Annotated in this window: 8 protein-coding genes; 3 read left to right on the plus strand and 5 right to left on the minus strand. The window is 52.2% G+C overall.

Annotated elements, in window-relative coordinates:
• The first annotated feature begins 201 nt into the window (after positions 1-201).
• The 3 genes from LDN30_RS04025 to LDN30_RS04035 all read left to right on the plus strand — a co-directional run bounded on the left by LDN30_RS04025 (position 202) and on the right by LDN30_RS04035 (position 7,522).
• Positions 202-3,315 (plus strand): SusC/RagA family TonB-linked outer membrane protein, encoded by a 3,114-nt coding sequence (locus tag LDN30_RS04025; protein WP_223925604.1) that lies wholly within the window; start codon positions 202-204, stop codon positions 3,313-3,315.
• 12 nt (positions 3,316-3,327) lie between these two features.
• A complete protein-coding gene (locus LDN30_RS04030) occupies positions 3,328-5,304 on the plus strand; it encodes a RagB/SusD family nutrient uptake outer membrane protein (protein ID WP_223928775.1) in 1,977 nt (658 codons plus the stop codon).
• 94 nt (positions 5,305-5,398) lie between these two features.
• On the plus strand, positions 5,399-7,522 hold the full coding sequence (locus LDN30_RS04035) for a glycoside hydrolase family 3 C-terminal domain-containing protein (protein ID WP_223925606.1): 2,124 nt from the start codon (positions 5,399-5,401) through the stop codon (positions 7,520-7,522).
• 800 nt (positions 7,523-8,322) lie between these two features.
• Here LDN30_RS04035 and LDN30_RS04040 read toward each other — a convergent pair.
• The 5 genes from LDN30_RS04040 to LDN30_RS04060 form a co-directional block, all read right to left on the minus strand.
• Positions 8,323-8,931, minus strand: coding sequence for a hypothetical protein (locus LDN30_RS04040; protein ID WP_223925607.1), 609 nt, complete (start codon positions 8,929-8,931; stop codon positions 8,323-8,325).
• Between the two features lie 108 nt (positions 8,932-9,039).
• The gene (locus tag LDN30_RS04045; protein WP_223925608.1) at positions 9,040-9,996 is read right to left on the minus strand and encodes a type I phosphomannose isomerase catalytic subunit; all 957 of its coding nucleotides are present in this window, start codon (positions 9,994-9,996) and stop codon (positions 9,040-9,042) included.
• 3 nt (positions 9,997-9,999) lie between these two features.
• Positions 10,000-10,884, minus strand: coding sequence for a helix-turn-helix domain-containing protein (locus LDN30_RS04050; protein WP_223925609.1), 885 nt, complete (start codon positions 10,882-10,884; stop codon positions 10,000-10,002).
• 113 nt (positions 10,885-10,997) lie between these two features.
• Positions 10,998-12,230, minus strand: coding sequence for an AGE family epimerase/isomerase (locus tag LDN30_RS04055; RefSeq protein ID WP_223925610.1), 1,233 nt, complete (start codon positions 12,228-12,230; stop codon positions 10,998-11,000).
• 15 nt (positions 12,231-12,245) lie between these two features.
• Positions 12,246-13,589 carry an MFS transporter gene (locus LDN30_RS04060; RefSeq protein ID WP_223925611.1) on the minus strand — a complete coding sequence of 448 codons (1,344 nt, stop codon included), beginning with the start codon at positions 13,587-13,589 and terminating at the stop codon, positions 12,246-12,248.

Consider the following 13,589-nt stretch of genomic DNA (forward strand, 5'->3'; position numbering starts at 1 on the left):
GTAACTAAACCGCAAGGTTGTTGTCTGCCTAACGACAGACTCAATAATAACTAACATATCAACAAACGAATCATACCAATACTAAGCCTGACTGGTGAAACATTTCGAACAGATAGTAAAGCTTGTCGCGCCGCGTATTCAATGATAAATAAAATACTATAATAATTAATAAACCACTTATCCAACTTAATTACCAAGACTATGAACCTACGATTAAGTAAAACGACCTTGATGGCCGGACTGTTGGTATCAGGAGGAGTGCTCTACTCGCCAGGCATCTTTGCCTCATCAGTGGAGAACATGGAATCCGTTCAACAGCAGACCACGAAGAAAGTAAAGGGAACAGTCAGCGACCCCACAGGAACCCTGATTGGAGCCACAGTCATCGAAAAAGGTACCCAGAACGGTACCGTTACGGACCTTGATGGAAACTTCGAATTAAACGTTAAACCAGGTGCGACGCTTGTAATCTCGTATGTCGGTCACGTCACTAAAGAAGTTGTTGTCGGCCAAAAGAATGAGATTAATGTCAGTCTCGCTGAGGAAGGCACAAACCTTAACGACGTTGTCGTCATCGGTTACGGTACCCAGCGGCGTGAGGCCGTCACGGGTTCTGTGGCTAACGTCAAAGGCGATCTGCTGCGTGAGGTCCCTGGTTCCGATGTCAGCCAGGCCCTTCAAGGCCGTATCGCCGGTGTGGAGATGGCCCAGTCGTCGTCAAAACCGGGTGCGTCGATGCAGATCCGTATTCGTGGAACACGCTCTCTTACAGCCAGTAACGACCCGCTTATCGTCCTCGACGGTATTCCTTTTGCCGGCTCTCTGAATGATATCGACCCGAACAATATCAAGTCGATGGACATCCTCAAGGATGCTTCAGCCACAGCCATCTATGGTAGCCGTGGTGCCAATGGTGTCATCATTATTACAACGTATAAAGGTTATACCGAACAGCGTCCTACAGTAACATATAACGGCTACGTCGGCTTCAAAACCCTTTTCCACCGTTACCCGATGATGAACGCCGAGGAGTTTACCAAACTTCGCAACTATGCCAACAAATTCCAGTATGGTGCCGACGAGAAACCTTATGGTGAGGAAGGCGCTGTGGATATCGACTGGCAGGACAAGCTCTTCCGTACGGGCATGACGACGAACCAGGACGTCGGTGTCAGCGGTGGCAGCAAGACGGGCAGCTATAACTTCGGCCTGGCTTACTATCGCGATGAGTCCGTAATCCCATTGCAGAACTTCAACCGCTACTCAATGCATGCCGCTATCGACCAGGAGCTCGGCAAGTGGTTCAAGGTCGGTGTCAGCACGAACACCAACTACAGTGTGACCAACGGAGCCGACATCAGCATATATAACACGCTGAGTATGACGCCAATAGCCAACCCGTACAACGCTGACGGAACGATGAAGGCGCGCGTCAGCATGGCCAACGACGACCAGTGGGTTTACACAAAGAAGTCGCTCGAGGACCTCGGCAGCAGCTTCAAGGACCAGACCAAGGCTTTCGGTACCTATAATAACTTCTACGGCGAATTCAAGTTCCCATGGGTCGACGGCCTCAAATACCGTATGAACCTCGGCCTTAACTACCGCAACAGCGACTACGGCAACTATGTCGGTCAGGGCGTATTCTCAAATACGGATAACTCAAAGTCGCATGCTACCGACCGTACTCAGAACACAACTAACTGGGCCATAGAGCATATGCTTACCTACGACCACACGTGGGGCAAGCACACCATCAACGCTGTAGCCCTCTACTCGGCTGAGCAGACGACCTTCCGGCAGCGGTATATCTCCGGTCTGGACATCCCTAACGATGCTTTCCAGTTCTATAATATGGGACAGGCCGCCAACATCACCGTCGATCCGGGTGCTCAGGCATACTATAAGGCAGGACTCGTCTCCTACATGGGACGTGTAATGTACAACTACGACGACCGTTACATGGCAAGTGTGGCTTTCCGTTCCGACGGTTCCTCACGCCTTGCCGAGGGTCATCGCTGGCACACATATCCTGCTGTCTCTTTGGGTTGGAACATCTCCAGAGAGAAATTCATGCAGTCGGTGAAGTGGATTGACAACCTGAAACTCAGAGTCGGATACGGTGAAACCTCTAACCAGAGTGTGAACCCATACCAGACCCTTGGTACTCTGTCTACCCGTCCTTATAACTTCGGAACAACCTATGCTACAGGCTATTACGTTTCGACTCTCCCGAACTCCGAACTCGGATGGGAATATTCCAAGACTTGGAACTTCGGTCTTGACTTCAGCCTCTGGAACGGACGCCTCTCAGGAACAGCCGAATACTACATCACGAATACCAACGACCTGCTGATGAGCGTCAACTTGCCTGCAACAGGCGGTGTGTCGAGTTATATGGCAAACATCGGTAAGACAAAGAACTACGGATTCGAGCTCTCGCTCAACGGAAAAATCATCGAGAACCTTAATGGATGGTCATGGGAAGCCGGTCTGAACTTCTACACTAACCATAACGAGATTACCGAGCTGGCAACGGCCGACGGTACCGATGAGGCCAACTGGTGGTTCAAGGGCCATCCTATCAATGTCATATACGACTACCAGAAGATTGGTATCTGGCAGAGCGACGAAGAAGCTATCCGCCAGGTGGCCGAACCGGGTGGCAATGCCGGAATGATAAAGATTAAGTATAACGGAACTTATGAGGCCGACGGAGTGACACCTACCCGTCAGTACAGTGCTGCCGACCGTCAGATAATGAAGGTCGATCCTGACTGGGAAGGCGGATTCAACACCCGTGTGGCTTGGAAGAATATCGACCTTAGCGTCGTGGGTTCGTTCAAGCACGGTGGCACCCTCATATCCACCATCTACGGCTCACAGGGATACCTGAACATGCTCACCGGACGCCGCAACAACATCAAAGTGAACTACTGGACAGAGGACAATCCTACCAACGACTATCCAAAACCAGGTGGCGTCGAGAGCAGCAACAACCCTAAATATGGTAACTCGCTCGGATATTTCAGTGCTTCATATCTCAAAGTACGCACCATCACACTGGGCTACAACTTCGATGAGAAGTTCATCAAGAAGCTCGGTATGACCAAGGCTCGTGTCTACTTCACCGTCCAGAACCCATTCGTACTCTTCTCGCCGTATCACGATGAGTCGAAGATGGACCCTGAAACAAACTCCTACGGTAATGAAAACCAGGCTGTTAACTCGTTCTACAAGTCCCGTCTGCTTGTCGTCGGATACAACACTCCGTCTACTCGCAACTGGCTGTTCGGATTAAATCTCACCTTCTAACTTGCACTAACAATGAAAAAGATACATACAAACAAAATAATTCTTGGAGCATTGGCTGCCGGACTTATGTTCAGCAGTTGCAACAATGTTCTCGATGAGGTCAACCGCGAGACCTTCACCCCAGGCTACTTTAAGACCGAGAAGGGTGTTGAGGGCGGAGTAACCTCCCTGTACGCCAACCTTCGTAACCTCTGGGGCAATGGCTACTGGCTCATTGCCAACGAAACAGGTACTGACGAATATACCTTCGGCCATGGCGGCAACGGTAACGATAAGCCTATCGACATGTCGGGCAACGGAGTCCTCGATGCCACCAACTGCCGTGCTGATGTGCTGTGGAACAATGCTTTCTCCGACATCAACACAGCCAACGGAGTTATAGAGAACGGTTCCGAAGCCGGCGTCAGCGAGTCGCTCTTGGCCGAGGCCCACTTCTTCAGAGCCCACGATTACTTCTGGCTTGTCCAGACTTTCGGCGGCGTTCCTCTCGATCTTGGCTCGGGCGAGCTAAAGTTCAACACCAATGCCACACGCATTTCGACACGTAATACGGTCCCGGAAGTATATACCAAGGCTATCTTCCCCGACCTCCTCGAGGCTCTCAACAACCTGCCCGACAACCCCCGCATCACCGGTGGACTGACCAAGACGGCTGCCCGTCTGCTCCTGTCGAAGGCCTATCTCACCTACGGATGGTGGCTTGAGAACCCCAACGACATCCCTACCTACCCCGAATGTGCACGCACAGATCCTGACGGTCATGATGCCACATGGTACTATCAGCAGGCCTACAACATTGCTACAGAGGCCATTAACAATCCTGGTCCGTTCAAGCTCCAGAAGTCGTTCTACCTCGTAAACGTAGGCAGCAACGACCGAAACTCCGAGATTGTGCTTTATGCCGACCATACCGAGAGCAGCAACTACTACGACGGCGGCACCAACTTCGACTGGGCCAACGGTAATGCTCCGGGCAACTTCGCACGTTGGATGTGCCGTTGGGACTACACGTTCCTTGAGTCTTCCTCGTCGCCAACGACATGGACAAAGTTCCGCTCCGTACAGCGTGAGGCCGTCCAGGGCAAGGACCGTCCTTGGAAAGAAATGGCTACACCTCAGGAAGTTATGAAGGTGGCCTTCACGAACAAGACCGTCGACTCGCGTTTTGATGGCACATTCGCTTATCAGTTCCGCGGCAACTGGGACAAGTCGGGAGCCAACAGCGAGAACGGTCAGCCGCTTGTGGCCTACAACGCCAATATGCTGCCTGTCCATGCCGGCGACTCTATCCTGACGTTTGTCGACAGCGATGAGGGCATCACCTATCCTTCGAGCAGCGACAACGGCGGTGCCGGACAGAGTAATGTCGGTGCCGGATGGCTGCCGGGACGTGCCGACTGGGTGGTAGGACCATCGGCTATCAGCCGCTATAAGTATCTGAACCTCTGGAAGAACGGTATCTACCGCACCGACAACGGCAATGGTCTCGGCCGTCCTAACGGCGACAGCCCGCGTCCTTACCCGGTGCTGAAATTCTCGGAACTCTACTTCATTGCTGCTGAGGCTGCCGTGAAACTGAATATGAACACTGAGGCCCGCAACCTCATCAATGTCATCAGGGCCCGTGCCGGTGTGTGGACCTACGACAACAACCGCGACAGGGTGAAGAACGTCGACCACAGTGCTGAGATGGTTGCTGCCACACCGCAGACCATCACAATCGACTACATCCTCGATGAGCGTGAGCGCGAGTTCTTCGGCGAAGGCTACCGCTGGACCGACCTCGTGCGCACACAGAAGTGGGCCGAGAGAGCACACACCTATACCATTGCCGGTTACGGTGCAGGCGACCACACTCCTCAGGTAATTACGCGTACGATAACAAAGAACGACTATCTGCGCCCGATACCACAGTCGCAGCTCGACGCTATGAGCATGCCGGAGGACCAGAAGATGGCTTTCCAGAATCCGGCTTACAGAAATAAGTAATCATCATTCGGACAATTAGATATCTTCGGCTGTACCAATGTTGAGAAATCAGCAGGGGTGCAGCCCTTTTCTTTGATGCTAAAATCCTTAGTTTATGGAAAATACAACGAAATCGAAAAATACGGTCGGCGGTTCTAAAGACTTCGCCCGTAAGGCCCGTGAGCTTATAGCCATGATGACACGTGAGGAGAAAGTGTCGCAGCTGATGAACGCCACTCCCGGTATTCCACGTCTCGGCATTCCTCCCTACGACTACTGGAACGAGGCCCTCCACGGCGTGGCGCGCTCCGGTGTGGCTACGGTCTTTCCCGAGCCGATAGGCCTTGCGGCTTGCTTCAACCCCTCACTAATAGAGAAGATGGCCGACGCCATTGCCACGGAGGGACGTGCCAAGTATGCCATAGCACGGCGTAACGGCAACTACGCACGCTTCACCGGCCTCACCTACTGGTCGCCGAACGTTAATATCTTCCGCGATCCGCGGTGGGGCAGGGGAATGGAAACCTACGGCGAGGACCCGTTCCTCTCCGGTGTGATGGGCACAGCGTTCGTCCGCGGTCTCCAGGGCGACGACCCTACATATCTTAAAGCCGCTGCCACCGCCAAGCACTTCGCTGTCCACTCCGGTCCGGAGGCCACACGCCATGAGGCCGACGTGCACCCCTCGCGCCACGATCTGTGGGAGACTTACCTCCCGGCGTTCCGTATGCTTGTCCGCGACGGCCATGTCGAGGCCGTCATGAGCGCCTATAACCGCCTGTATGGTGAGAGCTGCTCGGCGAGCCGACTTCTCCTGACAGATATCCTGAGGAAAGAGTGGGGGTTCAAAGGCCATATCACCTCCGACGACGGGGCCATCGCCGACATCACTTCCGGCCATCACCTTGCCGACAGCGAGGCCGAGGGCGACGCCATAGCCCTGCACGCCGGGGCCAATCTTGAATGCGGAAATGCCTACCGGCACCTTGGCGAGGCCATAGCGAAAGGATACGTCAAGGAGTCGGACATCGACGAAGCCCTCTTCTATCCTCTCCTGACGCGCTTGAAACTCGGAATCCTTCTGCCCGACGACGACTGCCCATATAACAATATTCCCCAGAGCGAGATATGCAGCGACGACCACCAGCGGCTCGCCGTCGAGACAGCCCGCGAGAGTATGGTGCTGCTGAAGAACGACGGTGCGCTCCCGCTCGACAAGAATATCCACACACTCTACGTCACAGGTCCTGGGGCGAGCGACGCCTTCTGGATGATGGGCAACTACTATGGCATTGGCCGTCACTACACGACGTATCTCCAAGGCATTGCCTCTAAGGTCAGCGCGGGCACTGCTCTCAACTTCCGACCCGGCGTCATGGAGTCGGCACCGACGACAAACACTATCAACTATGCCCTCGATGAGGCCGCGATGGCCGATGCCGTAATCGTCGTTATGGGCAACTGCGGAAATCTCGAAGGCGAAGAGGGCGAGGCCATCGACTCCGTATCGAGTGGTGACAGGCTCACGCTCACACTGCCCGACAGCCAGATGGATTATCTGCGCGATATCTGTGGCCGTAAGCGAGGAAAGGTTATCGTCGTACTCACCGGCGGAGGACCCATCGATATGCGGGAGATCAGTGAGCTGGCAGATGCCGTCGTCATGGCGTGGTATCCCGGTCAGGAGGGCGGACAGGCCCTTGCCGACCTGCTCTTCGGCGATGCCGACTTCTCCGGACGGCTGCCGGTGACGTTCCCTACTGATGTCGACAAACTGCCGTCGTTCGATGATTACTCGATGATGGGCAGGACTTATAAGTACATGACCGACAATATCTTCTATCCTTTCGGCTATGGTCTCAGCTATGGCCGGGTGGTTTATAGAGGTGCCACGGCCGTGCGCAAGGGCGACGATGTAGTGGTTGAGGTCGAACTGAAGAACGAAGGTGAGGCGACAGTTAACGAGACGGTACAGGTGTATGTCTCAGTTCCCGGTGCCGGATCCACTGCTCCGCTATCCCAGTTGGTGGCTTTCGAGCGTGAGGCGGTTCAGTCTGGTGAGAGCAAGAGGGTCTGGATTGACGTACCCATAGACCGTTTTATGACTGTTCAGGACGATGGTTCTTCGGTGCTCCTTGCCGGCAAGTATGTCGTAAGTGTGGGTGGGGCTGCACCCTCGCGCCGTTCGGAGGAATTGGGCGTAAGTATGGCGCATGCAGAACTGACGATTTGGAATTAGTCGTCGGCATAGTGCTTGTTCCGTCTTGAATCGGAAAGGCATGTCACATCGCCTTCGTTTTAATATCATACCGTTGTCCTCAAGTCGTCCATCCCATCGGAGTACAGTACATTTGCGTCCCGGTGACGATGGGCGATGATGCCTTTTGCAGAGTGAGTGGATTGGCAGTAGGCGTAAGAATATTTCGCAATAAAGAGTAAAATGAACCAGCTTTGTAACTCCTTGATATTCAAGCGGGTACTCATACATGCCATTTTGCGTTCTAAAACGGTCCGTTTCGGACTCTAAAACGGTTCGTTTCAGGATGCGAAACGGGCCGTTTGGGAACGCGAAACGGCCTGTATTGGAATGCTGTTAAGATTTTTCGCACCTGACTTCGTCAATGCGTCACTCCAAATTATAGTACATGGCTGATGCGATTGATATCCATACGTACGATGGTTTGGCACTTATTCTTTTCTGACAAAAACCGTATAAAACCTCTTGCGCTTGCAATGGGCTGTGCCCATTGTGCCTTCGTTCCTCAGGCTTGCAATCGCAAGTAAAACCTGCTAAACCGCTGATGCCGTGAAGTCCACACGGATCCTGGGATTAGAATGAGGTTGTGGGTTGATGTACTGTGAGGTAATAAAAAAGGCAAAACGTCCGGTACATTGAGCGTTTTGACAATAACAAAAAAACGATCATTGCCACTCCATTGATTGGGATGGCGATGATCGTTCTTCTTCTATGTTGCTGTTGCAAAGTTGAATGTCGTCAGCAGTGTGGCTTTGTAGTCGATTCCGACTTTATGTCTTTGTCTAATAATATTCAGGTCGGATATAGTTGGTGTTCAGTATGCTGACGAACGTGTTCGCGAGGTTGATGCAGTCGGCGTTGGCATTGATGAACGCCTTGCTCCAAACCTTGTTGTTGCCGTTGTCGGTCAGTGGTGCTACACCTTTCACAGGCAGCCATATAGCTCCATACGATGGCTCTACTTTCTGTCCGAAGGGTGCTGTGTTGACATACTTGTTTACCTTCATAGTCACCACAAGCTTACACGGCATGATGTCGATAGTCATGCTTCCGTAGGCGTCTATCGACATTGCGAAAGCCATATTGCCGTCGCTGTAGAGGATTTTCGGTGCTACCGTTTTTATCACTACGTGCTCTGCCGACGATGCTGAGTAGTCAATCTGCCGCTCAGTGCGCCGTTGGTCGGCGAACATCCTTATGCAGTCGTATATCGACGCGATATACAACGAGTCGCTGGCGGGAATGTTAAACGTGTAGCAGATGTTGCTATCTTTATCGAGATGCCCCTGCTTGACGATGTTCTCGGCCCATCGCTTTGTGTTCGCCTTTGCACCATTGAAAGCCTCTGCTGTTGCGTTTATCTCCTTGGCGTCGAATTTTGTCTGTCCCATAGCGGATATAGCTGTGAGACAGACAATTGTAATGAATAGTATTTTCTTTAAGTTCATTGTTCTGCAATTGCTTTATGCCTTTGCGGGCATAATCGTTTGTTGCATTATTTAGACGTACGACTCGAGGAACTTTACTGTTCCTTCTACGCGCAATCCCTTCTCTGTAGCCGATACGAGGATAGTCTCACCGGCGTTGAGAGTTGTCTTGTTGCCCTCGGAGTCGGTCACGACGCCTTCACCTCCTACGCCGATGAGTATGACGAACGAGTCGAGGTCGCTGTAGTCGAGGTCCATCGGCTCGGTGAGGTCGTAGAGGGTGGTGGTGAAGAACTTGCTCTCGACGAGCACCATCGGTGCGTTGGCCTTCTTGTCGTAGTGCTGGCGGTAGTCGTCGTGGACTGTGTAGTCGATGCTCTCGGCGGCCTCCTTGACGTGCAGCTGACGGTAGTTGCCGTTCTTGTCCTTTCTCTTGAAGTCGTAGATGCGGAAGGTGACGTCGCTGGTCTGCTGGATTTCGGCCAGGAAACAGCCTGCGCCGATGCTGTGGATGCGTCCTGCAGGGAGGAAGAAGCAGTCGCCCTCTTTCACGGGATACTCGGCAATGGCATCGGTGATGGTGTCGTTGGCAACCATCTCCTTGTATTCTTCGGGCGTAATCTTCTTCTTCAGACCGCTGCGAAGCTTCGCGTCGGGGTCGGAAGGCATGATATACCACATCTCGGTCTTACCCATGGGGTAGCCTAAGCGGTGTGCGGTGTCGTCGTCGGGGTGTACCTGTATGGAGAGCTGTTTGCGTGCGTCGATGAACTTGATGAGCAGAGGGAATACGTTGCCGAAGCGTTTGTAGTTCTCTTTTCCCACGAGCTTCTCCTTCAACTCGGCTACTAAGTCGTTGAGTTTCATTCCGGCGTACTCACCGTTGCTGATGACGGTCTCGTTATCCTTCACTCCGGAGATTTCCCAACTCTCGCCGACTTGCTCGAGATGGCTGTCTAAATGTTTGAAGGGGATGATCTTATCACCGCCCCAAATAGTCTGCTTTAGCAGTGGCTGAAACTTAATCATGACTCAAATTACTATTTTTTTCTTTCTGTATTTGTCTCTGAATTCTGATGGCGAGCACCCTTTCTTCCGCTTGAAGATGCGGTTGAAGTTGCTCAGATTGTTATATCCGCAGTTGAACGAGATGTTGGCGATGCTTTCCTGAGTGTCGAGCAGCATTCGGGTGGCATAGCCCAACCGTGTCTCAATGATATATTCCGACAGGGTTCTTCCCGTATGCAACTTGAAGAAACGGCTGAAAGCACTCTGGCTCATGTTGGCGATGTCAGCGAGAGTTTCAAGCTTTATCTCGTACATATAGTTCTCGTTGATGTAATTTTTCACCTTCAGCACGCGGCGGCTGTCGTCCTGAATCTCCACCTTGGCGTAGGCGCTGGTGGCCAGGGCATGGGCTCCTTCCTCAACGGAGAGGATGTGCAGGATGCGCAGAAACTGCATAATGGTCTCGAAACGGTCCTCAATCTGGCTGATGGTCGTTATGAGATTATACACTTTCATGATGGTCGGCAACGGGAAAGCAATGCCGTTCTGAGCCTCCTTCAGAAGGTTGTATATACTTAGGAACGGCGTTTTGCGGAACAGACTGTCGCATTCGTCGAGGCCGAACTGGAATTGTATCGTTATCTCCCGGATGTCTGTGGATGTGCAGGTGTTCTGTTCCCACACGTGTTCTAATTCGGGCGACGTGATGAGCACAAGGTCGTAGTTGCCGATGATCTCTGACGAATCGCCAACAATCCTCCTCACTCCGGCTGCATTCTCCACGAAGTTTAGTTCGTAAACCTCATGGTTGTGTATGGGATAGACGAATTCCTTCTTTCTACGGTCAGCAATATAGAGGGCATCCTTACCCATCAGGGGCGTTATCTCATGTAAAATGCGATCTGCCATAATCTCTTTTTTCCTCAGTATATAGTTATTTTATTTTGCAAAAGTACTATATTCTGAGAAAAAAAAGAAATTATGGCAGATTTTTTTTTGTTTTAGTGATTACAAAAACGAAACTATATGTTCCGTTCCATAATCTCGAGGCACATTCGGCTATTGTGATAAGGGCACTTCCAGAATCCCGCTTTGTCGTCGTCGAGATTGAGTGTTCCGTCGTCGAGACGGGCCCAGTGCCACTCGCCGTTCTCCTCGTCAATGAGATACTTCTTTATGTATTCCCATGCACGGATGCACTTTCCGAGGGCTTGCGCGCTTCCGAAGTGCTCATAGAGGTTGGCATGTCCGATGACGCTTTCGCACATCACCCACCATTGCCTCTGTCGGTCTTCGCGGCCGTCGTCGAGCCATTTCTCGTATATGGTGCTGCCGTCTTTCTGCAGTCCTTCGTCGGCAGCGGCGGCAATATACCTCACGATGGGCTCTATCCTGCTCAGTGTGGCTTTGTCGCCGAGCACTAAGGCCGTCTCGTGGAGCAGCCAACTGGCCTCGATGTCGTGGCCGAACGACTGGATATTGCGTTTGCCCTGCCATTCGTCGTTGAAGAAGAGGTCGAGGTGACAGGTCTCCTTATTGAGAATTTTATCCGTGAAGATGTCGAGGAGATTGCGTGTAGCGTGCTCTACCTCGGCGCGGAGGGTGGTATTCTCCTCGTCGGTCAGGACAAGCTGCTCGCCGTGGTCGCCCTTCAGAACGCGCAGGAGGTTGGTGTAAGGTTCGATGATGTGCAGATGGGTGTTCATCGTGCGCGACCCGTTCTCGTCCTTATCGCTAAGGCGCATGTCGCCGATGGGCTGCCAGTCGCGTGTCAGGGCCTCAATGTAACCGTTGTTCTTCTTGTCGAAAGCGTTGCGCTCAATGTCGTGAAACAGTTTTACGGCACAGTCGAAAGCACGGCGGTCGCCGGTGGCACGGGCAAATTCGCTCATGCCGTAGATGGTGAAGCCGATGGCGTAAGTCTGCTTCTTTGTATCCAAGGGCTGTCCCTTGTAGTCGACACTCCAGAAAACGCCACCGTATTCCTTGTCGATGAAGTGGTCGAAGATGTAATCTCGGGCGCGCTCGGCAGCTTTTAGATATTCCGGCTTCCTCAGCACGCGGTAGGCGGCTGAGAATGCCCAAAGGATGCGGGCGTTGAGAATGGCACCTTTCTCGGCTTCCGGATGCACTGTGTCGTGCCCGTCGACACGGCCGTAGTAGCCGCCATGCTCGTTGTCGGTGACCTTGTCAATCCAATAATTCAGGATATTGGTCTCCAGACATTTGCGGAATTGCTTTTTCAATTCTTCCATTATCGTAAGTATTGACTATTTCTTTATTGGATATTTGTAAAGCAAAAGCAGCATAATCACACAGATTACTGCCGGTATGATAGAGAAAAGCGACCATATCATTTTCAACACCGAGGGGGTGATGGAACTGGGATCGACAATCGAGTTGCCCATCTTGTCGGTGGTCATGCTCGCGCCGGCGAGTCCGAGGAATAGTGCTACGAGGGCTCCCGATATGGCTGTGCCAAGTTTCTGGGCCATTGTTCCGGAAGAGAAAATCAGTCCCGTTGATGATGTTCCGTTCTTTTCGGTAGCGTAATCGGCCACGTCGGAATACATCGACCATAGCAACGGCGAGTAAATGCCGATACCCATGGACGTCAGCACGACCACTGCTATCATCACCCATATCCATGATGCCTTCATAGGTATGAAGAAGAACAGGACAGAGAACAGAAGGCAGATGACGGCTGCAAACATGAATGTCTTTTTCTTACTGCCAATCATCTTTGTGAACCAAGGCGACAGTCCGCCGAAAACCATGCATGTAAGCTCACCGAAAGTCATGAAAACAGTGTAGTTTATGATCAGTTTGCCAATGGTGATGTCGCCGTTAAGGCAGTAGGTGAACATGTATCCGGCTGCCGCATATCTGAATCCGTTGAAGAAGTTGGTGCAGATGCTTGTTCCGGTAAGGTACAGCCATGGCACATTTTTCACAAGGTCCACGAACTGTTTTCCCGAGTATTTCTCTGCTCTCTTTGGTTTCAGACGCTCTTTCGTCATAAGTCCGCAGGCAAGGGTGAGCACGGCGGCTACCACTCCGAAGATTATGCCGAGCATGGAGTACTGATGCTGACTTGAGCCGCCGACGAGTTTCTGGAGGTAAGGGAATATCATCAGGGTGATAAAGCCCATTGCGTAGGCTCCTACCATTCGGAAAGACGAGAACTGGTTTTTCTCATTGTCGTCGTCGGTCATCACTCCCAACAGCGAACCGTATGGAACGTTGACCAGGGTGTATATAGCCATCATCAGCAGATACATGGTGTAAGCGTATATGCGCTTACCGGTCGCGTCGAAGTCGGGCGTCTGCAGGAGCAGGGCAAAGACCAATCCGAACGGCAGAGCTCCGAAAATCAGGAACGGGCGATATGTTCCCCATCTCGATTGCATGCGGTCGGCGAGCGATCCCATTATCGGGTCGGTGACGACATCGAAGAGCCTGGCTATCAGCATCAGCGTGGCGGCATCGGCGAAACTCAGTCCGAAGATGTTAGTGAAGAACAACGGGAAGGCTATCGACATTATCTTCCACGTTATTCCGCCCGCTGCTGCATCGCCAAGGGCATAGCCTATTTTCTCTGTTATTGTAGCCAT

The organism is Prevotella lacticifex, assembly GCF_019973375.1.
GTDB classification, from domain to species: Bacteria; Bacteroidota; Bacteroidia; order Bacteroidales; family Bacteroidaceae; genus Prevotella; species Prevotella lacticifex.